19 protein-coding genes and 1 pseudogene are annotated in these 20,034 nt (G+C 70.8%); 7 read left to right on the plus strand and 13 right to left on the minus strand.

Annotation, left to right across the window (positions count from 1 at the left end; translation table 11 throughout):
• From ACH4D5_RS19845 to istB, 6 genes are all read right to left on the minus strand, one after another.
• Positions 1–1,563, minus strand: coding sequence for a Wzz/FepE/Etk N-terminal domain-containing protein (locus ACH4D5_RS19845; protein ID WP_398303989.1), 1,563 nt, complete (start codon positions 1,561–1,563; stop codon positions 1–3).
• Positions 1,560–2,927, minus strand: a complete 1,368-nt coding sequence (locus ACH4D5_RS19850; RefSeq protein ID WP_398303991.1) for a Wzz/FepE/Etk N-terminal domain-containing protein — start codon at positions 2,925–2,927, stop codon at positions 1,560–1,562. The genes ACH4D5_RS19845 and ACH4D5_RS19850 overlap by 4 nt, the downstream gene beginning before the upstream one ends.
• Entirely contained in the window at positions 2,924–4,204 is a 1,281-nt protein-coding gene (locus ACH4D5_RS19855) for a glycosyltransferase family 4 protein (RefSeq protein WP_398303993.1), read from the minus strand. Before ACH4D5_RS19855 ends, ACH4D5_RS19850 begins: the two co-directional genes overlap by 4 nt.
• Positions 4,194–5,513 carry a nucleotide sugar dehydrogenase gene (locus ACH4D5_RS19860; protein ID WP_398303995.1) on the minus strand — a complete coding sequence of 440 codons (1,320 nt, stop codon included), beginning with the start codon at positions 5,511–5,513 and terminating at the stop codon, positions 4,194–4,196. Before ACH4D5_RS19860 ends, ACH4D5_RS19855 begins: the two co-directional genes overlap by 11 nt.
• An 82-nt stretch (positions 5,514–5,595) precedes the next feature.
• The gene (locus ACH4D5_RS19865) at positions 5,596–7,074 is read right to left on the minus strand and encodes a sugar transferase (protein WP_398303997.1); all 1,479 of its coding nucleotides are present in this window, start codon (positions 7,072–7,074) and stop codon (positions 5,596–5,598) included.
• A 477-nt stretch (positions 7,075–7,551) separates the two neighbouring features.
• Positions 7,552–8,778: an IS21-like element helper ATPase IstB gene (gene istB / locus ACH4D5_RS19870; RefSeq protein ID WP_398304844.1), complete on the minus strand. Its 1,227-nt coding sequence runs from the start codon at positions 8,776–8,778 to the stop codon at positions 7,552–7,554.
• Between the two features lie 271 nt (positions 8,779–9,049).
• On the opposite strand from istB, the gene ACH4D5_RS19875 reads away from it, so the two are divergent.
• Complete coding sequence (locus tag ACH4D5_RS19875) at positions 9,050–10,162, plus strand: DUF6183 family protein (protein WP_398303999.1); 1,113 nt, start codon at positions 9,050–9,052, stop codon at positions 10,160–10,162.
• 82 nt (positions 10,163–10,244) lie between these two features.
• Here ACH4D5_RS19875 and ACH4D5_RS19880 read toward each other — a convergent pair whose 3' ends face one another.
• From ACH4D5_RS19880 to ACH4D5_RS19895, 4 genes are all read right to left on the minus strand, one after another.
• Complete coding sequence (locus ACH4D5_RS19880) at positions 10,245–10,784, minus strand: GNAT family N-acetyltransferase (protein ID WP_398304001.1); 540 nt, start codon at positions 10,782–10,784, stop codon at positions 10,245–10,247.
• Between the two features lie 163 nt (positions 10,785–10,947).
• The gene (locus ACH4D5_RS19885; RefSeq protein ID WP_398304003.1) at positions 10,948–11,178 is read right to left on the minus strand and encodes a chaplin; all 231 of its coding nucleotides are present in this window, start codon (positions 11,176–11,178) and stop codon (positions 10,948–10,950) included.
• A 111-nt stretch (positions 11,179–11,289) separates the two neighbouring features.
• On the minus strand, positions 11,290–11,604 hold the full coding sequence (locus tag ACH4D5_RS19890) for a hypothetical protein (RefSeq protein ID WP_398304005.1): 315 nt from the start codon (positions 11,602–11,604) through the stop codon (positions 11,290–11,292).
• A gap of 76 nt (positions 11,605–11,680) precedes the next feature.
• Positions 11,681–12,625 carry a hypothetical protein gene (locus ACH4D5_RS19895; protein WP_398304007.1) on the minus strand — a complete coding sequence of 315 codons (945 nt, stop codon included), beginning with the start codon at positions 12,623–12,625 and terminating at the stop codon, positions 11,681–11,683.
• Positions 12,626–12,908: 283 nt separating this feature from the next.
• On the opposite strand from ACH4D5_RS19895, the gene ACH4D5_RS19900 reads away from it, so the two are divergent.
• From ACH4D5_RS19900 to ACH4D5_RS19910, 3 genes are read left to right on the plus strand one after another with little or no spacing between them, the layout of a single operon-like run.
• Complete coding sequence (locus ACH4D5_RS19900; RefSeq protein ID WP_398304009.1) at positions 12,909–13,880, plus strand: S8 family peptidase; 972 nt, start codon at positions 12,909–12,911, stop codon at positions 13,878–13,880.
• Positions 13,881–13,933: 53 nt separating this feature from the next.
• Positions 13,934–15,202 (plus strand): cation:proton antiporter, encoded by a 1,269-nt coding sequence (locus ACH4D5_RS19905; protein ID WP_398304011.1) that lies wholly within the window; start codon positions 13,934–13,936, stop codon positions 15,200–15,202.
• Between the two features lie 4 nt (positions 15,203–15,206).
• On the plus strand, positions 15,207–15,383 hold the full coding sequence (locus ACH4D5_RS19910; protein ID WP_398304013.1) for a hypothetical protein: 177 nt from the start codon (positions 15,207–15,209) through the stop codon (positions 15,381–15,383).
• Here the strand turns inward: ACH4D5_RS19910 and ACH4D5_RS19915 are convergent.
• Entirely contained in the window at positions 15,364–15,783 is a 420-nt protein-coding gene (locus ACH4D5_RS19915; RefSeq protein ID WP_398304015.1) for an ATP-binding protein, read from the minus strand. The genes ACH4D5_RS19910 and ACH4D5_RS19915 overlap by 20 nt on opposite strands.
• Complete coding sequence (locus tag ACH4D5_RS19920; protein ID WP_398304017.1) at positions 15,783–16,628, minus strand: MEDS domain-containing protein; 846 nt, start codon at positions 16,626–16,628, stop codon at positions 15,783–15,785. The genes ACH4D5_RS19915 and ACH4D5_RS19920 overlap by 1 nt, the downstream gene beginning before the upstream one ends.
• 359 nt (positions 16,629–16,987) lie before the next feature.
• On the opposite strand from ACH4D5_RS19920, the gene ACH4D5_RS19925 reads away from it, so the two are divergent.
• Both ACH4D5_RS19925 and ACH4D5_RS19930 read left to right on the plus strand, forming a co-directional pair.
• On the plus strand, positions 16,988–17,395 hold the full coding sequence (locus tag ACH4D5_RS19925; RefSeq protein WP_398304019.1) for an STAS domain-containing protein: 408 nt from the start codon (positions 16,988–16,990) through the stop codon (positions 17,393–17,395).
• 81 nt (positions 17,396–17,476) lie between these two features.
• The gene (locus ACH4D5_RS19930; RefSeq protein ID WP_398304021.1) at positions 17,477–17,899 is read left to right on the plus strand and encodes a hypothetical protein; all 423 of its coding nucleotides are present in this window, start codon (positions 17,477–17,479) and stop codon (positions 17,897–17,899) included.
• A 58-nt stretch (positions 17,900–17,957) separates the two neighbouring features.
• On the opposite strand, the gene ACH4D5_RS19935 is transcribed toward ACH4D5_RS19930, so the two are convergent.
• On the minus strand, positions 17,958–18,830 hold the full coding sequence (locus tag ACH4D5_RS19935; protein ID WP_398304023.1) for an alpha/beta fold hydrolase: 873 nt from the start codon (positions 18,828–18,830) through the stop codon (positions 17,958–17,960).
• 109 nt (positions 18,831–18,939) lie between these two features.
• On the opposite strand from ACH4D5_RS19935, the pseudogene ACH4D5_RS19940 reads away from it, so the two are divergent.
• Positions 18,940–19,875, plus strand: a pseudogene (locus ACH4D5_RS19940) (TerC family protein); the annotation flags it as partial.
• Positions 19,876–20,034: the final 159 nt, after the last annotated feature.

The raw sequence follows: 20,034 nt of genomic DNA on the forward strand, positions 1-20,034 counted from the left end.
CTAGCGCGCCTCCTGGTCGCTGTACGGGACCCGTGCGGCCGGCCTCGACGGCCGTTCCGTCCGCGGCCGGCCCTCTCCCACTGCCTCAACGGCGTGGGCGGTGCCCCCACCGTTCTGCCGGGCCGGCCGCTCCTGATGTCCGCGCAGCGCGGTGTGCGGCCCGTCCCACAGCGTGCCGTCGGTCCGGTCGCGCGGGTCGGGGTCGATCAGCACCACACCGATCACCGGAATGAGCTGGTCCGCGAGCTGTCGCGCCACGGTGTGCAGCCATGCGGCGCTGCCGTGCCCGGCACGCACGACGAGCACGGTCTGGCCGCCGAGGTACTGCAGGTCGGTCCACGCCGTGCCGGGCGCGACCGAGCCGAGACCGATCCGGCGCGTCCGATGCGGCACGGCCGCGGCACGCTCGCCGCTGACCACGCTCGGATCTCCCGGTTCGCGGCGGCCGTCGGCCAGTTCCGGGCCGGGCAGACCGTCGATGACGACCACCGGCTCCTGTGCCGCCAGAGCCCTGGCGACGTCCATGGCGATCACGCTCGTGGTGTGCGCGCAGCCAAGTTCCAGCAGCGACACCGGTTCCGAGGAACCGCGCACGGTACGGGCCAGCGTCGCGGTGAGCCGTTCGCGCGCCGCCCGGGTCCGTCGGCGCTGCCACAGCCAGGCCGGCCTGCGGGGTGCGCGGCGCAGCTCCGCGATGACCGAGGCCCCCAGGTTCGCCGCTATCTCCCGGCGTAGCACCGGCCGGTCCGCGACCACCGTGCCGACCGCGGCAACCACGAGCCCGAGGACGAGCCCGAGCACGAGGCCGATCGCGGCGTTGGTGGCAGCGGTCTTCGGCAGGGAGTGCCGCACCGCGCGCGGGGCGTCCACGATCTGCGTGCCTGCGATGAGTTTGGGCGTGCCGGTACGGGCCTCGGCGGCGCGTTCGTCGAAGTCGGCGATCCGCGAGTTGAGCTCGGCCCGGCGGGCGAAGAGCGACTCGATGCTGGCCGACGCCGTCGGGTCGGTGTCCGGCGACCGGCCTCCGATCGCCTTGTTGACCTGCTCCAGTTCGTCCCGCATGCGGTCACGCTGGTCGAGCAGGGCCTTGGCCTCGGCCTTCGCGGTCTCCCGCATCCGCCGCACATGGTCCGCGACGAACGCGTCGGCCAGCGCCTTGGCCCGGGCCACCGCCGCCGCGTCGCTGTCGGCCGACACCTCGATCTGCAGCAGGTTGTTGGTCAGGCCGGTGCCGCGGTAGTCCTGCATGAAGTCTTCGGGTTTCTCCGGGGACTTGAGGGCTTCCAGGGCCTTGCCGGCGATCCGTGTGGTCCCGAGCAGCTCGACGTCGGTGCGTATCAGCGTTCCGGTGTCGTTGGGCTGATCGTCCTGGTGCACGACAAGCACCTTGGTCACCGCGGTCGGCGCGGGCGGCAGCAGGACGGCCACCGCCACCCCGGCCATCAGTCCAAGGAGCGCCATGACGCACCAGAGGCGGCGGCGCCTGCGCACCGCGACCACCAGCGCGTGCAGGTCGAGCAGCGGAGTGGCCGCGGACGGCTCCGAAGCCGTGCTTGTCGTCACTCCGGACCTCCCGTCGCGTGGCCGCGGACCGCGAGCGCCGGCGTGGCGTTCTCGGCGGGCTGGTCGGCGGACCGCGACGGACGGACTCGGACGGTGCCGGCGACCACTATGCCGACGACCTCGTGTCTGGCTTCCGCGCACGCCTCGGCGAGTCCTGCGAGCTCGCCCGTGGTCCAACTGCCCGCGCTGAGGACGACCAGGGCCCCCGACTCGGTGTCGCGGTCCGGCACCATCGGCCGGTCCACCGGCACGTCCACCACCCGCAGCAGCGGATCGCTCTTGGCCTCCGTGACGAGCTGACCGGCGGCCCGGCGGGCGGTCTCGTCGCCGTCCGGTACGACGACCAGCAGCCGCCGGGGAGCCGGGAGCCGGGTCCGGAGACGGGCGCACACCCGCCGGTAGCGGATCCGCCGGCCGGCCTCGTCGCCGGAGGCCTGTGGAGCCGGCACGTCCCACCGGGTGTCGAGGCCGAGGAACCGGCGGAGCCGGGCCCACGGCCCCTGGCCCGTCGGCCGGCGCGCGGCCCGTTCCGCGGGCACGTCGACGGTGCCGAGCAGCGTCGAGCCCAGCGCCGCGGCGATCTCCGGTTCGGTGCGCGCCCGGCGGTTCATCCGTGCCGCCGCGAGATGGCCGACGACCGCGAGCAGGAAGGACAGCAGCGCCCCGGCGACGATGAGCTGCGTCCTCGTCGGCGGCGCCTCGCCGGTGGGCCGGGGCGCCGGGCCCATGACGACCATGCCGGCCGTGTTGGACGCCGGGTCGGCCTCGTCCAGCTTCTTCATGGCCTCCTCCAGCGAGGTCCGCAGCTTCTCCAGCGAGGTGCGGGCCTGCACGCTCTCCACGGTCCGCCCCGGATCGGCCGCGTCGGCCAGGTCGCTGATGCGGCGGTTGGTCTCCACCACCTTCTGCCGCAGCTCCTCGGGGCCCGTGGCCGCTTCGGAATCGGAGTTTCCGCCCGCGATCCGCGCGGAGAACGCGACGAACTCCTTGGCCACCCGGTCGGAGAGCCGTTGCGCGCGCTCCGGGGAGCCGGCCGTACCCGAAATCTTGATGATGTTCCCGTCGGTGGCCTTGGCGCTCACTCGGTCCCGCAGGTCGCCGCCGCTGACGTCCTTCCAGTCGAGTGAGGCGGCCGCACGGTCGACCACCGCGGAACTGGTGGCGATCTCCGCCTGGGTGAGCAGCTCGCGCTCCTCCCACTGCCCCGGCAGCAGCACGGACGCGGACGCCGTGTACCGGGGCGGGAACACCACGGAGGCGCCGTAGCCGACGAGCGCGCCGACCACGGCGAGGGCGGCGAGCAGCCGCCAGCGCCGACGGAGGATCCGCCCGACCATGACCAGGCGTATCGGGTCATCACTCAACGGAGGGGCCTCCTCCGCTTCCGCCCCGGGCCGCCCGCCGACACCGCGGCCCGACCGCGGCAGGCGGCGGCGTAGGCGGCGAGCAGCGCCGCCTGCGAGTTCCGCCAGGAGAGCGGCCCGCTGATCCGCTCCCGGCCGATCTCGCCCATCCGGGCCCGCTTCTCCGGATCGTCGAGGAGCTCCGTGATGAGCTTGGCGAACGCGGCCTCGTCGTTGGCGGGCGCGTACACGGCGGCGTCACCGGCGGAGACGCGCGCCTCCCGGAGGTCGAACGAGACGATGGGCCGGCCCATCGCCATGTACTCCAGGACCTTGTTCATCGTCGACACGTCGTTGAGCGGATTGCGCGGGTCGGGGGAGAGGCACACGTCCGCGGTGGACAGGTAACGCACCAGGTCGGCATCCGGGATGCGCCCGGTGAACTGCACCTGGTCGGAGAGCCCGAGCCGCCCGGCCAGCTCCACCATCGCGTCGAAGGCGTCGCCGGAGCCGACGAACACCGCGTGCCAGTCGGTCCGCCCGAGCTCGTCGCGCAGCTTCGCGAGGGCCCGCAACGCGTAGTCGACACCGTCCTGCGGGCCCATGACGCCGAGATAGCACAGCAGATGCGACTTGCCGCGCTTCAACTCCGGTTCGGGCGCCACCGGTTGGAACCGGTCGACGGCGGGCGCGCTGCGCACCACGAAGACGTCCTCCGGCCGCTTGCCGCCACGGCTGACCGCGACGTCCCGGTAGCTCTCGTTCGTGGCGATCACGATGTCGGCGGCCCGGTACGTCATCCGTTCGAGGGCGCACACGCCGCGGTAGAGCAGGTCCTTGCCGCGGTCGAAGCGGGACAGGTACAGCTCGGGCACCAGGTCGTGCTGGTCGAAGACGAACCGCGCGCCGCGCCGCGTCAGCCACCGCGCCGGCAGGAACAGCAGGTCCGGCGGATTGCAGGCGTGGACCACGTGGACCGGGCCGACCTCACGGACGAGCCGGGCCGTGTGCCACAGCGCCGATCCGTACTCCCGCAGGTAGCCGGCCGGGCCTCCGGTGGCCGCGCGCAACGGGTAGCGGTGGATCCGCACCCCGTCGATCTCTGCCTCCGCCTCCGTGTCCCGCTTGCTCCCTTGCGGGCAGATGACGTCCACCCGCCAGCCCGCGTCCCGCAGCGTCGTGCACTCCTGCCACACCCGCCTGTCGAAGGGCACCGACAGGTTTTCCACGAGGATCAGTGCGCGTCGGTTCGGCCGGTCGCCGCCGGCCGTGTCACCGAGCGATATGTCACCAAGCAAGGCCCACGTACCCCGATTCGGTCCGGCGCGCGTCGGCGTCGGGAAGATGGATGAGGTCGATGAGGACCGGTCCTTCGTCGCCGTGCGGCAGCGCCGAGAGCACGGCCGGGTCCTTGGTCCCGACCAGGCACACCTCGGCGTGCTCGAGCACCTCTTCGACGGAGCCCGCGAGCAGCTGCGCGAGGTGCGGAAGGCGGGTCTCGATGTACTCGCGGTTGGCGCCGAGCAGCCGGGAGAGGCTGACGTTCGCGTCGTGGATCCGCAGGTCGTACCCCTTGCCGAAGAGCCTCTCCGCCAGCTCGACGAGCGGGCTCTCGCGGAGGTCATCGGTGCCGGGTTTGAAGGAAAGACCGAACATTCCGACCCGGCGCTTGCCGGTCCGCTCGACCAGGTCCACCGCGCGCTGCAAGTGGTCGGAGTTGGAGGGCAGCACGTGGGACAGGATGGGGACCGAGACGTCGGCCCGCTGTGCCGCGTGGACCAGGCTGCGCAGGTCCTTGGGCAGGCACGAGCCGCCGAAGGCGAAGCCGGGCCGCAGATAGGCGGGGCTGATGTTCAGCTTGCGGTCGGCCAGGAACACGTCCATCACCTGGTGCGAGTCCACCCCGAGCGCCTGGCACACCGCGCCCAGCTCGTTCGCGAAGCCGATCTTGAGGCCGTGGAACGCGTTGTCCGCGTACTTGATCGCCTCGGCCGTCGGGACCGGCACCCGGAACACCTCGCCGGGCAGGCCGTCGTAGAGCGCCGCCACCGCGTCACCGCTCGCCGGGTCGAGCTCGCCGATGACGGTCTTGGGCGGGTCGAAGAAGTCCCGCACGCTCGTGCCCTCGCGCAGGAACTCCGGGTTGACCGCGACCCCGAAGTCCACCCCCGCCGTGCCGCCGACGTACTTCTCCAGGATCGGGACCAGCAGGTTCAGGCAGGTGCCCGGCAGCATGGTGCTGCGGAACACGACGGTCTGGCGGCCGCCCCGCTCGGCCACCACGGCGCCGATCTGCTCGGTGACCCGCTCCAGATACGTGGTGCACAGGCTGCCGTTGGGCTCCGAGGGAGTGCCCACGCAGACCAGCGACACCTCGCTCTCCATGATCGCCTCGCGGACGTCGCCGGTGGCGCGTAACGCCCCGGTCCGCACGACCTCGGCGATGAGCTCGCCGATGCGCTCCTCGACCACGGGCGCCTTGCCGTCGTTGACCAGGTCGACCTTCACCTGGTTCACGTCCACCCCGATGACCTCGTGCCCCATGCTGGCCAGGCACGCGGCCGAAACGCAGCCCACATAGCCGAGCCCGAAAACGCTGACCTTCATGACTTCTCCCTCCCCCCAGGCAGGCCCTTGCGGCCTGCTGTCCCCGCGTCGGCCGGACAGCCGAGCCGCCGCCCGCCGCGCATCAGTAGGCCCCGTGCCCGGAGAGCACCGCACGCAGCGTCTTCCACAAGATCACCGCGTCCAGGGCGAGCGACCAGTCCTCCACGTACCGTAGGTCGAGGCGGACCGCCTCCTCCCACGGCAGGTCGCTGCGTCCGCTTATCTGCCACAGGCCGGTGAGGCCGGGCTTGACGAGCAGCCGCCGCCGGATGTCCGGGCCGTACGCGGCGGACTCCTCCGGCAGCGGAGGCCGCGGACCGACGAGCGACATCGATCCGGTGAGTACGTTGAAAAGCTGCGGGAGTTCGTCGATCGAGTACCGTCGCAGCACCGCTCCCACCCGGGTCACCCGCGGGTCCCGGCGGAGCTTGAACAACAGGCCGGCGCCTTCGTTGAGGTCGGCCAGCTCGGCACGTGCCCGGTCGGCCCCGGGGACCATGGTGCGGAACTTCAGGATGGTGAACTCGCGGCCGCCCTTGCCGACTCGGCGCTGGCGGTAGAACGCCCCGCCACGGCTGTCCACCAGCACGAGCAGCCCGACGAGCACCATCAGCGGCGCGAACAGCAGCAGCAGGATCGCCGCGCCCAACCGGTCGACGACCGCCTTGACCGCCCGGCGGCCCCCGGTGAAGGCCGGCATGCTGACCCGCAGCAGCGGAATCCCGAGCACCGCGTCGACGTGCAGCCGCGGTCCGGCCACCTCCATCAGGACGGGGGCCACGACCATCTCGGCATCGCTGCCCTCGAGGTTCCAGGCGAGCCGCTGCAGCCGGTCCGGTGACCAGTGCGGGTCCGGTGTGACGGCGACGACGCGGTAGCCGTCGCGGCGGACGTGGCCCGCGACGTCCGACAGTTCTCCGACGACCGGCACTCCGTCCAGGTGGTCACCGTCGAGCCCGGCGCCGTCCGTCGTGCACACGGCGTCCACCCGCCAGCCGAGGTGCGGAAGCTTGCGGGACCGGGTGATCAGGTCGCGCACGGTGGCCGGACTCCCGGCGGCGAGCACCGGTATCAGGCACCGCCCCTCTTTCCGCTGTCTGTGCAGCCGGAGGCGGAGCAGATACCGCGCGGTCATGGTGACGAGTGCGATCGCGGGGATCGCGACGAAGATCCAGAGTTTGATATTGCGCGAGGTGAGGGCTATTCCGCCGAGCGCCAGTACGACGACCGCCGCAAACAATGAACGTCCGAGTCGGCGGAATTCCTCGGCTCCTTGGCCGAGAACAGCCGGAGCCCACGCCCGGTTCACCGCAAGTGACCCCAGCACCAGCAGCTCGGTGCCGAATGCGAGAATTCCCCACTTCTCATGCCAGTTGGCCGCGTCCCGGGCCCCGAAGAAGATACCTATCGCCCCCACCACGAAGGCGGTGGCAACGGTATCGCTGGTGATCACGGTGCGTCTGTACCGCTGCTCCCAGTCGATCGCGGGCCGGTCGATCGTCCCGTCCGCCAGACGCCCGCGCGCCGACGGAATCGGGCTGACTAATCCCCCCTGCCGCACAGAACCCCCCAGGTCCCCAGTGGTTGGGCGTGTTCGCCCACACTTCCCCCCGGGAGACGACCGTCCCCCGCGCCGCACCGTTCTCCCCCACGGAAGGCCCCCGCCTCCCGCGCATGCAATTCCGGCCACTCAAGCGCTATTCGGTCAACCCGCCGTCGAGGCCCCGGGTGCTCCCCGCATCCGAGGCCCGCTCTCGGGCCACAAGGAATTGATCACCCCGCGCAGGGCACGGGGAAGCGCTTTCTTGCTGGTTGTGGCGCCGAACCCATAGATCATTACTCGTTGCTTCAGGTCCGAACAGCTGAAGCACGGTCAATCTAGACCATCGCGACGGCTATGGAGAGGGGATGTGTGGAATTTGTGCTCGAGGTTTGATGCCGGTTCAACGGACCGGTGTCCGCGCAGGGAATAGCGGGGTGAAAGCCGGGGCCCGGCAGGGTGGTGCCGCCTGGGGTCAGCGGGTGGTGCGGCCTGCGGTCAGAAGGCCGGCCCGGAGCCCTCCCAGCCCGCGACCGGTGCGCCCTCCAGGCGTCGTGTGCGGTAGCTGTCGGCGTCGAGCGCGACGACCTCGGCGTGATGGGCGAGACGGTCCACCGTCGCGGAAGCCGTGGCGCTGTCGCCGAACACCTCGTCCCAGCGGCTAAGCGGCCGGTTGCTGGTGACGATCAGCGAGGCACGTTCGTAGCGGTGCGAGACGAGCTGGAAGAGGAGGTGGGCGACCTCGGAATCGAAGGGCACGTAGCCGACCTCGTCCACGACGAGCACCGCGTACGCGTCGAGCCGGGTCAGCTCCTTGCGCAGCCGCCCCGCGGCCTTGGCCTCCGCGAGCCGGGTGCCCCACTCGGCGGCGGTCGCGAACAGCACCTGGTGGCCGGCCTGACAGGCCCGTACGCCCAGGGCGACCGCCAGGTGCGTCTTGCCCGTGCCGGGGCCGCCGAGCAGCACCACGTTCGCCTTGCGGGTGACGAAGTCGACCTTCCCGAGGCGGGTGATCACATGCGGCTCGGGCGCCCGCAGATGCCCCTCGTCGAACATCTCCAGGACTTTCCTGGCCGGGAACCCGGCGGCCTCGATGCGCTCCTCGGCACCGGACCCCGGCTCCGTCACCGCCCCGCCGCCCTCCGCCCCGCCGCCGTCCGCGGCGCCGCCGTCCCGCTGGGCGGGAATGACCACGGCGTAGGCACCCTCCTTCACGGTGCGCGCCCTGGTCTCGTGCGCCGCCATGGGCCCGGACATGTACGCGAGGATGGCCGCGGAGGCGATGAACGCCATGTGGATGACCGTCCCCCACAGCAGATCGTGCCGAGGCGTGTGGTGCACGTCGACGAACATCTGGAGCAGATGCACCGACGAGATCCCCACGATGGCCGTGGCCAGCTTGACCTTCAGCACGTTGGAATTGACGTGCGAGAGCCACTCGGGCTGGTCCCGGTGGCCCTGCAGGCCGATCCGCGAGACGAAGGTCTCGTACCCCCCGACGATCACCATGATCAGCAGATTGGCGATCATCACCACGTCGACGAGTTTGAGGACGGCGAGCATGACGTGCGTCTCGTCCGCGTGCCCGCTGATGACGTGGTGGATGAGGTGCCACAACTCGTTGAAGAACTTGTAGACGTACACGCCCTGCGCGGCCACCAGGCCGAAGTACAGGGGCGCTTGGAGCCAACGGGTCGCGAAGAGGGCGCACCCCAGGGTGGTCATGTTCGACGGGGGCGAGGCGGAGCGGGACACGAGACCTCCAACAGCCGTGAGGTCCGTCATTCTTGTGGTCCGCTCCCGACAATCTGAATTCGAGCCACTCGTTGGGGTTAATAGAAATCCAGTCGGACAGGTCCTCCCATCCGACCGCCTATGCGTAGAACCAGGTGAATCCGCGCGGTACGTCCCGTCCGTCGGTTCCTTCGACATCCGCGCCCCGGGCGCCGGGCAGGGCGGTGGTGGCGTCCGGTTGCCGGCCATAGGGTGACGGACCATGGAAGACGCCAGAGACGATCTCGGCCACCTCGTGTGGTCCCAGGCCGAACAGCGCGCCGCGCAAGGTGACACGGCGTACCTGGGCGAGCTGGGTTCGCTGCTGGCCGACCGGTACGCGGCCGCCGCCGAGCAGGTACGGGAGTACGAGCGCCAACTCGCCCACGTGGTCAGGGTGCTCGCCCTCACCCCCGGCCCGGACAGCCTGGTCCAGCTGCTCCAACTCCTCGACGAGAAACGCCCGTCCGGCCACGGCGCCCAGCCGCGCTTCGTCGCCTCCCTCCTCGCGGAGCACCATCGGGTCACGGACCTGGCGGAGACCGTCTTCGAACGCTCCGAATGGGAACGGCTCGACGAGCTCCGCGCCTGCCTCTTCCACGAGTTGCTGCTCCGAGGCGTGGACGTCGACGCCTTCCCGCCCCTGCGCTCCTGGCCGCTCGTGCGCCCCGGCTGGCATCCGCTCGCCTGGCTCCCGGTGCGCCGCCGCGACTTCGAGGCCGACGCCGACTTCCCGAGCCGTTCGCTGCACGGTTCCGCCTGCGGGGTGCCGGGCGGGCTGCCCGACGACGGTCGGACGGACCCGCCGACGCCCCGCACGTCCGAGCGGGCGGCCCTGCGGGACATCGCCACCACGGACGTCCACGAGAGCATCGTGGCCGCCGTGCAGGCCGGTGACTGGGGCGCCTGCGACGCCTGGGTCTTCATGCCGGACGAGCCCGTCGCCCCCGAGCGGGTGCCCGCGCTGCTGCCGACGCTGCCCATGTCCTGCGTCGACGGCCTCGGCCCCACCGGCCGCTTCGAAGTCGCCGTCCGCCCCCTGGCGGACATCTGGCGCCTGCTCTTCGCCACCGCCTCGATGGGCGGCATGGGCGGCTCGGGCGTGCAGGCCGCCTACGGCCGGCTGTGGGCATGGCGTTCGATCGCGGGACTCAGTGGCGCACCGGCGGGCGCGAGCGCGGAGGAGGTGGAGCGCCACGCCCGGCAGAGCACGTGGTTCCACTTCGAGGCCGACGGCGACTGGTTCCACAACGAGATCGGCTCCGACTACGGCATCGCCGCCCTCGCTCCCGACCACCGCCGGCTAGCCGTACTGGCGGCAACGGACACCGACTGATCGACTGACTGACTGATCGACTAACCCACTGATCGACTAACCCACTGAGCGGCTGGCCGACGGGAGGTATCGCCCGGTCGTGCTAATCCCGGGCCGGCTTCCACTCATGGGCGAGGAGCCCGAGCAGCACCTCGTCCAGGAACTCGCCGAGCACCCAGGCCGAGGAGCGCAGCACGCCCTCGCGTACGAAGCCGTTGCGCTCGGCGGAGCGCAGCATCGCGGCGTTGTCCGCCAGCGTCTCGATCTGCAGACGCTGCAATCCGCGGACGATGAAGCCGTAGTGGCACAGCGTCGCGACGACGTCGGTGCCGTAGCCCTTGCCACGAGCGGAGGGCAGCAGCCCGAGGCCGATGTGCGCGGACCGGTGGTGGTTGTCGATGCCCCACAGCGTCGCGGTGCCGACCAGCGTGCCGCCGTCCAACTCCACCACGGAGAACGGGACGAGCCCCTGCTCCTTGTCGTCCACGACGAGCCGCGGGTCCTTGGCCCCGGGCGTGATCGGCCGCCACGGCCCGGCCTCGGCCCGCGCGGCGTTGACCACGTCGTCGTAGAGCTCGGTCCGCAGCACCGGTATGTCGTCCTCGTGCCGGGCCCTGAGCCCGATCTTGTTCCCCTTCAACATGCGAGAGTCTTATCCGACCGCACGGGCGGGCGGCAAACCAATAAGACGGTGCGAGCAGTGCCGTACTCATGGCAGAGCGAGCGCACCGCCGCAAGGGAAGGTCGGCGGTGCGCTCGCTCGGGTCGCGGTGAGCCGGCTGGCTCCCGCAATGTGCTGCGCCAGATCAGTCGTTGACGCAGGTGTTGCCGAAGGCCGGGTTCAGCAGGCCGATGATGTCAACAGTGTTGCCGCACAGGTTGATGGGCACGTGGACCGGGACCTGAATGGCGTTGCCCGAGATCACGCCCGGCGAGTTCTGGGCCGCACCCTGCGCACCGGCGTCGGCGGCCGCCAGGCCGGCGCTGCCCATCACAAGGGCACCGGTGCCCAGTACGACACTCATCGTCTTCTTCATATGAGTACTCCTAGAGGTTCGGTGCGGTCCGGGGGCGTCCTGGTGGACCGCAACGCGACTTGTCACACGGCCGGAGCAGCAGACTCGGCCGACGCCCGGCAAGATCAACGATCAGCTCATTCCGAGGACACGGTCCAAACGGGCGATCGGAGTGATTGGAGTGTTTGGAGTGACTGGAGTGATCGGAGCGATCGAGTGTGCGGCCCGTTCGGGGACCATGCCCAGCGGCTTGCGGGTGGAGCGTGCGACGGTCTTGCCGACGAGCTCGGCGACGATGTTCGTGGCGGGCTGGATCTCCTCGCGCGGTGTGCTGTGGGGCACCGTGGGCGGCACGTGCGGCTGGGTGGCGAACGCGGCGACGGTCGGCAGTGCTGTCGCGGCAAGGGCACCGAGAACGATGAGGAGGGCTTGCAGGCGCGCGGGCACGGGGACAGTCCTTCCGGCTGGTCGAGGGAGTTGAGGGTGTCGAGGGTGTACGGGCCTCGGTTGCGGGCGGCGCGGGTCAGGCGGCGGGTGCCGGTTCGACCTTGCCCGGTTCGACCTTGCCCGGGTCCGTGCTCGGGGCGATCGGCGTGGGGGCGGGCTTGGCCTCGTCGGGCTTCGGCGCGGGGTCCGGAACGACGTCGGGGGCGGGCGTCCGGTCGTTGTCCGGGAGGGAGTCCGGGTCCGGGGCCGGTGTGGGCTCGGGGTCCGGGGTGGGGGTCGGGTCCGGCTCAGGCGTCGGGTCCGGCTTGGGGGTGGGGTCTGGCTTGGGGGTGGGGTCCTTCTTGGCCTGGTCGTCGTCGGACCAGGAGCTGAGCCTGCCGTCCGGGGACAGGACGACATGCAGCCCGTTGTTCTCGCCCGAGGCGGAGCGACCGTTGGCGTCGAGCGTGCCGATGCCCGCGCCGCCGGCGAATATGTCGGCCTGCCAGTGGTGGGCAGAGAGCTTGTAGACCTTGGCCATGGAGCCGTCCACCAGCGTGTCGATGCGGATCAGCTCGCGCTTGCCCGGCTGCGGCTTGGGCTTGGGCTTGGGCTTCGGCTTGGGGGCGGGCTTGGCCCGGTCCACCCAGGAGGAGAGCGCGCCGCGTGCGGTGAGCTTGACGTGCAGACCGTTCAGGTTGCCCAGGGCGGTCTTGCCGAACGCGTTCAGACCGCCGACCTTCTTGCCGTGGAAGAGGATGTCGCCCTGGTACTTGTTCTTGCCGAGCTTGTACACCTTGGCCGTGTGCCCCTTCAAGGCCAGCCGCACGGTCTTCACGTAGACACGCTTCGTCTTGGCCTTGGAGTTTGCCGCGGCGTGCGGCTTGGTGTGGCTGTGAGTACCGGCCGTCACCGAGGCGGAAGCGGTGGCCGGCACGTGCTGCGTGGCCGCCAGAGCACCGGAGGCGGCGCCCAGAGTGATCGCCGTGGTGGCCGTCGCGGTGACGATGCCGGTGCGCAGGGCGCGGGGAGTCATACGCATGGGAAAGAGGGCCCTTCTGGGGATGGGTCTCGTCTTCTCGTGGGGTGGCCGCCCCGTTGCGGCGACATCCACGAAGTTACGCACCTCACATCAAGCCCACCCATAAGCGATGTAACAGCCAAAAGGTATGTATGCCGCGGGTTCTTCACAGGGGGCGTCTGCCTGTTCGTCGCATAACACGACACCCCGGCCCCGGCCAGATAGACGGTCCTCCGCCCGTACGGATCGCCCGCTCGGTCCGCCCCCACATGCGGTACGACGCCACCGCCCCGACGCTCGGACCATGCGCACCCGTACACGCCTCGCCGTCGCCCTCTTCACCACGCTGCTGCTGGCCGCTACCGCGTGCGGCGGCGAGGACGGCACTTCCGACAGATCCGATCCGATGCGGGACAAGCAGTGGGCGGTCGACGCGCTGAAGCTGCCCGACGCGTGGGACGACACCAAGGGCGACGGCACGGTCATCGCGGTCGTCGACTCCGGTGTCGACCTCGACCACCCCGACCTGAAGGGCCGCCTGGTCGACGGCCACGACTTCGTGGACGGTGACGACGAGCCCAAGGACATGAACGGCCACGGCACCCACGTCTCGGGCATCGCGGCCGCCCACACCGACAACGGAGTCGGGATCGCGGGCGGCGCCCCCGGCGCCAAGATCATGCCGGTGCGGGTCCTCGGCGCCGGCGGCACCGGGGACAACGCCCACATCGGCAAGGGCATCGTCTGGGCCGCCGACCACGGCGCCGACGTCATCAACCTCTCCCTCGGCGAGAGCGGCCTGATGGCGCGCCTCCTCAAGGGCGGCACCCTCAACGACGCCATCGCGCACGCCCACGACAAGGGCGCGGTCGTGGTCGCCGCTGCGGGCAACGAAGGCACCGCGCTCCAGCCCTACAAGCCCGCCACGCCGGTCCTGGTCGTCGGCGCGAGCGCCCAGGACTCCAAGCCCGCCGAATTCTCCGACTTCGGCGCACAGCAAGCCGTTTCGGCGCCCGGTGTCGGCATCCTCTCCACCCTGCCGACGTACCGCACGAAGGAGACGCTGAAGAACGACAGCGGCTACGGGGAACTGGACGGCACCTCCATGGCCGCTCCCTACGTCTCCGCCGTCGCGGCCCTGCTCCACCAGCAGGACCGCACCCCGGACCAGATCATGGCGGCCATCCGCAGCACGGCGAAGAACCCGGACAAGCTCCCCAAGCTGGGCCTCGGCATCGTCGACGCCGAGGCCGCGGCCGCCTCCGCCAAGGGCTGACCGGCCGTGCACGGCGGCACACCGGAGGCCGGCGCACGGGAGCGGGCAGCGGCGTGACACATCCGGGGACCCTCATCCTGATCATGGCGGTCGCCGTGCTCGCGCCCCTGCTGGCGCACGCCGCCGGCCGCCGGCTGCGCGTCCCTCTGGTCATCTTCGAGATCGTCCTCGGCATCCTCATCGGCCCCGACGTGCTCGGCTGGGCGCACCACGACGAGGTGATCGACACGCTCTCGGAGCTCGGCCTGTCCATGCTCATCTTTCTCGCGGGATACGAGATCGAGTTCGCGGCCATCCGGGGCGACACCCTGCGCCGCTCGGTTCGGGCCTGGCTCCTCTCCCTCGCCCTGGGCCTCGGCATCGCGCTGGCACTGACGGGCATGGACCTGTCCCGGAGCGTGGTCATCGGCACCGCGCTCACCAGCACCGCCCTCGGCACGGTCCTGCCGATCCTGCGCGACAGCGGCGACCTGCGCGGCCGCTTCGGCACCGTGATGATGGCCTTCGGGGCCGTCGGCGAGTTCGGGCCGATCATCGCCATGGCGGTGCTGCTCAGCGGCCGCGAGCCAGGGGTGTCCACCGTGGTGCTCGCCGCCTTCGCGGTCATCACCGCGGCGGCGGTCCGCTGGGCGCTGCGCCCTCACCCGCCGTGGTTCGCCCAGCTCATCCGTACGACGCTGCACACCAGCGGTCAGTTCGCCGTCCGTTTCGTGATGCTGCTGCTCGTCGCGATGCTCGCCCTCTCGCACGCGTTCGGCCTCGACGTGCTGCTCGGCGCCTTCGCGGCGGGACTGCTGACCCGGCTCGTCTTCCAGGGAGCGGCCCCCGAGAGCGGCGAGGAAGTCCTGGGCAAGGTGGAAGCGATGGGTTTCGGCTTCCTCGTCCCGCTGTTCTTCATCGTCACCGGCATCAACTTCGACCTCGCCTCGCTGCTCGACGGCGGCCGGGCCCTCCTGCTGCTCCCCGTCTTCCTGCTCCTGTTCCTCGTCGTACGAGGACTCCCGGCCTACGCGCTGGCGCCACGCGATCTGGCCCCGGCCGACCGCAGGGCCCTGACCCTGTACTCCTCGACGTGCCTGCCGCTCGTCGTCGCCATCACCACCATCGGCCTCGACGAGGGCGCCTTGGAGAAGGGGGAGGCGGCGGCCCTGGTGGGCGCCGCCATGGTCTCCGTCCTCGTCTTCCCGCTGCTCGCACTGCGCGTGCGCGCCAAGGCGGGGAAAGCCACGAAGACCCCTGCCTCGGGCGGCGGACCGTCCTCGGGGTCGGGATCGGGGTCGCGATCGGGGCCAGGGTCCGGATCGGAGTCGGAGGCGTGGTGACGCCATGACCGTGCCGCGGCAGGCCCGCGCGCTCGCCCCGATGATCACCCCGGCGCTGCTCGTCGGTGTGGGGTCGAGCCCGCTCCGCGTCGCGGCGCTGCCCGCGTGGCTCCTCGTCACCGTACGCCCGGACATGCGCGTCAAGGACGACGAGACGGTCGTCAGTGGGGCAGCCGCATGACGAGCGTGACGACGGCTCCGATGGCGCCCGCGGAGACCGTGAGGTGGTCGGTGATGCGACCGGCGAGCCACAGTCCGCTCCCCACGGCGTGCCCGTCGTTCCCGCGGGCCGGCCCGGGAACGACGTCCGCGGTGAAGCCCGACCCGCGGTCGTGGATACGGCACTCCAGATGGCCGTCGGCGCGCTGCAGGGACAGCGTGCCGCCGCCGCCCGCGTGCGCGATGGTGTCGGTGGCCACCGCGTCGATGGCCACGATGAAGTCGCCGCGCCGTGGTTCGGGCAGCCCCTCGCGGTCGGCGTACCGGTCGATGAGCATGCGCAGCCGGGGCAGGTCCTCCTGGGTGAGGGGGGACTCCAGCAGGGGAGTGGTGGGCAGGTCGCGGGAGCCGGGTGATGACATCAGCGGCTCACCTCGCTGAGCACCAGGACGGGCATGTTGTCGGCACCTGCCCGGCGCAGTATGCGGGCGCCCGCCGGATGACAGTGGACGTGGATTCCGTCGTGCTCGGAGGCCGCGACCAGCCTCAGCAGGTCCACGGCGCAGGCCGCGCTGAGGAAGACGAGCTGGGACATGTCCACCGTCAGCCGCCGCGTGTCCGAAGTGCGCACCAGCCCTTCGCGTACGGCGGCGACGAACTCTTCCCGGGTGGCGAGATCCGCCTCTCCGGCCAGCCGCACGGTGCCGTCCGACTGCTCCGCGTGCAGGGCTCCGAGGCGGGACAGCAGCCGACAAGGGTGCGCCCTGTGCATGGCTTTCAGCACCTCGGGAGTGAACCACCGGCTGTCGTAGGCACAGATCTCGGTGTACGGGCGGTCGGTGAACAGGTGCTGGGCGTGGGACTCGCGGTGCATCATCACCGCCACGTCGGCGTTCAGGTCGCCCACCCAGTGCATGTCGATATAGGTGCGCAGACCGCGGAAACCCTCCTCCAGGGCACGGTCGGTCTCCTCCTCGATGCGTTGCCACTGCCGCTCTGGGGTGAAGTGGGGGGCGGGGTGGATCAGCGCGCGCATGCTGCTGACCACCAGCTGCCCCCGCTCGCGGGCGGCGCCCAGCAGCGGCCCGGGGACTTCGAGCCGGTTCCACACCTCGCTGTCGGCCAGCTGCGGCGCGGCGAAGACCATCACCTTCTCGCGCTTGGCGAGCCCGGTCCACGCGAACGTGGTCACCACGTCGCGGCCCGCGTCATCGTCTTCGTAGCTGACAAAGGCGTGGTCTCCCGCCCGAAGCTGCTGCACCGGCATTGTGCCGGCAGATGCCGCATCATCAGCAGCGGCCATCGTTCACCCCCAAGACACCGAACGGACCGCCGAGTAACACAATCTGCGGAACTGGTGCCTACGTTAGTGATCTGATCCGTGCTCAGGCGGGCTCAGTAGGGAATCGACGCCCGTCGCCCCAATCGGTGCTTTTGCTGATCGTACGGAGCTGAAGTGGGGCCGGCTCCTGTCGTCTTCTGATCGGCGAATCCATGAGGGCGCACGGTTCGCGGTGCGCGGTCCAGTTGGGGCGGGCTGCAGTCCGCTCGACGATTGGGCATACTGCTGCTGGGCGCTGAAGTTCCCTCTCCTGCAGTCGAGTTGGCCGTACGGAGGTGGTCTGGATGACGCTGCGAACCTCTGCCAGACACGGGTGTCTGATCGTGGAGATGCCGCGGGAAGTGGACATCAGCAACGCCGAACCGCTCCGGCAGGAGCTGCGTGACGTGTGCCGCACCCTGCTGGAGCCCGCCTCGCACGACCGGCCGACCGCGGTGGTCGTGGACTGGTCGGCCGCGCCGTTTCTGACCATCGCCGGCGTCGCGGTGCTCGACGACTTCCGGCGGCAGGCCGGCACGCACGGGGTACCGGTGCGGGTGGTCGTCTCCCGCAGGTGGCCTCGCGCGGTTCTGCGGATGGTGGGTCTGAACTCTCTGCTGGCGATCCACGACACCGTGGAGGAGGCGCTGGCCGGTGACGAGCCCTCCCGCGACAGCCAGGGTCGGCCCGAGACCGGCAGGGCGACACCCTGACGCCGGAATCGACGGGGCAGACGGGTCGGACGGGTCGGATGGATCGGACGGGTCAGACGGGTCAGACGGGTTGGTGCGGACATGGCCAGTGGCGAACGGCGGGGGCGTGGGACCCCCGTCAGCCGTCTGGGCGACCATCTGGGCCTGGTCTCCCAGCTCACCGAGCAGGCCCGGGTCGGACTGGAGAAGGAGTCCGACACCGCGCGCATCTTCATGGCGATCTACTCCGGCTTCCTCGTGGAGGCCGGAGCCGGCATCCGGTGGTTATTGGAACCGTCGCTGATCGAGCGGGCGACCGTCGCGGTCCGCCGCGAGGCTCCGGCGGGCAGGCGTGCGGAGCGCGACCTGGCCACCCGGCTGCTGGCGACCATCTGGACGGCGGGAGTGGTCGCCGGCGTCGACACCGAGGACTGGGTGCGCAGCGCTCCAGAGCTGCCCGCGATCTGTCTGCGCATGGCCGCGCAGGTCCTGGACGGGGGCGAGGGCGGGTCCGGAGCCGACTGAGGCACGCCCCCGGGCGGCCGAGGGGTTCGTCGCGCAGGAAGCGGCCCGGCCCCGAGGCCTAGGCGGCATCCATGGCGCCGCGCACGAATCGCCGTACGTGGGCCCGCACGGCCTCGGGCCGCTCCCGCCACGGCTCGTGCCCCGCGCCCTCGATCCGTGTCAACGGAAGCGCGAGCCGGTGCGCCAGTGACTCCAGCGCCGACACGGGACGGGGATCTCCGGCCCCGCCGAGGAGCTCCGTCCGCGCGGGCAGGCACGCGCGCAGCTCGGCAAGGTGTTCGTCCAGCGGATCCGCGCGTCCTTCCGCGCCGAGTTCGGCGTTCATGACCCAGTTGACCGGGCGGCGCCGCCGAGCGGCCTGAGCGGCCCAGCTCCACCTCCGTCCGGGATCGGCGTGGTCGGGGAACCAGGCCAGCGTGAGGAGCTCGGCCTCCTGCTCCTCCGTGCGGTGCGGCAACCCTTCGAGCTCGCGCAGCCGTTCCTGCTGCGCCGTGGACATGCGCCGGGCGCGCTCGGCCCGTTCCGCGGCGCGCCAGGCACCGACGAACGGCCCGCACATCAGCAGCGTGGCGGCAACCCGGTCAGCGTGCCGCAGGCAGAACCGGCTCGCCAGATCGGTGCCGTAGGAGTGCCCGATCAGTACGGCTCTCGGCACGTCCCACACGTCGAGCAGCTCGGCGAGATCGTCGACATGGCGGGCGAGGGAGTGGCGGCCCTGCCAGGGGGAGCGGCCCGTGCCGCGCTGGTCGTAGCGGTACACGGGCGCGAGGTCCGCGACCATGGGCGCGACATCGGCGAGATAGTCCGGCAGCCCCGGGCCGCCATGGAGCAGGACCACGGCCGGCCGTCGCCTCGTGTCACCCAGCGCCGTCCAGCTCAACTGCGTCTCGTCGGTCATCGATGCGAGGCCCCGCGTCTCCTTGAAGGTCACCGGGGGAACCTACCGGGGAGGGCGAGCGGGTGAGTGGTCCGCTTCTGGTCGGTGGCGCACACTTTTACCAGAGGCCGGTGCCGTGCCGGCCGTGACGAGGGTGTTCGGTGTGCTCGAGGTCCCGCTGTGGCTGTGGGGGGCTTTCGCCGCGACCGTGGTGGTGTCGCTGGCGGTGGACCTGCTGGCCCACCGCAGCGCGCACGTCATCGGCTTCAAGGAGGCCGCCGCTTGGAGCGCCGTGTGGGTGAGCCTCGCCCTGGTCTTCGGCGCGGTCGTCTTCGTCGTCCTCGGTACGACGGCGGGCACCGAGTACACGACGGCGTGGCTGCTGGAGAAGAGCCTGTCCGTCGACAATCTCTTCGTCTTCGCCGTGATCTTCGCCTACTTCAAGGTGCCCCGGGCCTACCAGCACCGGGTGCTGTTCTTCGGCGTCATCGGCGCACTCGTCTTCCGCGGCATCTTCCTGTGCCTCGGTGTGGCCGTGGTCAGCCGCTTCACGGCGGTGCTGTTCGTCTTCGCGGCGGTCCTGTTCTACAGCACCTACAAGCTCCTCAAGGGCGACGAGGAGAGCTTCGACCCGGGCAAGAGCTTCGCAGTGCGGATGCTGCGCAAGGCCATCCCGGTCAGCGACGAGTACGCCGGGGCGAAGTTCTTCGTCAAGGAGGCCGGCAAGCGGATGGCGACCCCGCTGCTCGCGGTGGTCGCGGCGATCGAGGCCGCCGACCTGATCTTCGCCGTCGACAGCGTCCCCGCCGTTCTCGCGGTCAGTGACGACGCGTTCATCGTCTACACGAGCAACGTGTTCGCGATCCTCGGCCTGCGGGCGCTGTACTTCCTGCTCGCGGGGCTCCTGGACCGATTTCACCTCCTGAGCAAGGGCCTGGCGATCATCCTCGCCTTCATCGGCGTCAAGCTCATCTTCCAGGCCTCGCACAAAATGATCAGCCCGGGCATCCCGGAGATCCCCTCACCGGTGAGCCTCGCGGTCATCGTCGTCGTCCTGACGGGTTCGGTGGTGCTCAGCCTCAAACGACCGCCGGAGCCCCCGGCAATCGAAGGAAGCGGACCACTTTCCGATGGGGCGTTTCGGGCATATCGTAAAGATATGGTCAAAATGAAGCGTGAGGTTGAGGTTGAGGTTGAGGCACACACGTGTCCGACCTGCAAGAAGACCGTGCCGCTGACCATTCACCGGCACAAGAGC

Source organism: Streptomyces sp. NPDC018029, assembly GCF_044327655.1.
In the GTDB taxonomy this organism is placed as follows: Bacteria; Actinomycetota; Actinomycetes; order Streptomycetales; family Streptomycetaceae; genus Streptomyces.

Excerpts from the sequence above, each read along its gene's own strand:
- ACH4D5_RS19860 (WP_398303995.1), bottom strand. The coding sequence starts at position 5,513 with ATGAAGGTCAGCGTTTTCGGGCTCGGCTATGTGGGCTGCGTTTCGGCC.
- istB (WP_398304844.1), bottom strand. The coding sequence starts at position 8,778 with ATGACCACCCTGGGGTGCGCCCTCTTCGCGACCCGTTGGCTCCAAGCG.
- ACH4D5_RS19875 (WP_398303999.1), top strand. The coding sequence starts at position 9,050 with ATGGAAGACGCCAGAGACGATCTCGGCCACCTCGTGTGGTCCCAGGCC.
- ACH4D5_RS19880 (WP_398304001.1), bottom strand. The coding sequence starts at position 10,784 with ATGTTGAAGGGGAACAAGATCGGGCTCAGGGCCCGGCACGAGGACGAC.
- ACH4D5_RS19885 (WP_398304003.1), bottom strand. The coding sequence starts at position 11,178 with ATGAAGAAGACGATGAGTGTCGTACTGGGCACCGGTGCCCTTGTGATG.
- ACH4D5_RS19895 (WP_398304007.1), bottom strand. The coding sequence starts at position 12,625 with ATGCGTATGACTCCCCGCGCCCTGCGCACCGGCATCGTCACCGCGACG.
- ACH4D5_RS19900 (WP_398304009.1), top strand. The coding sequence starts at position 12,909 with ATGCGCACCCGTACACGCCTCGCCGTCGCCCTCTTCACCACGCTGCTG.
- ACH4D5_RS19910 (WP_398304013.1), top strand. The coding sequence starts at position 15,207 with ATGACCGTGCCGCGGCAGGCCCGCGCGCTCGCCCCGATGATCACCCCG.
- ACH4D5_RS19915 (WP_398304015.1), bottom strand. The coding sequence starts at position 15,783 with ATGTCATCACCCGGCTCCCGCGACCTGCCCACCACTCCCCTGCTGGAG.
- ACH4D5_RS19920 (WP_398304017.1), bottom strand. The coding sequence starts at position 16,628 with ATGCCGGTGCAGCAGCTTCGGGCGGGAGACCACGCCTTTGTCAGCTAC.
- ACH4D5_RS19925 (WP_398304019.1), top strand. The coding sequence starts at position 16,988 with ATGACGCTGCGAACCTCTGCCAGACACGGGTGTCTGATCGTGGAGATG.
- ACH4D5_RS19930 (WP_398304021.1), top strand. The coding sequence starts at position 17,477 with ATGGCCAGTGGCGAACGGCGGGGGCGTGGGACCCCCGTCAGCCGTCTG.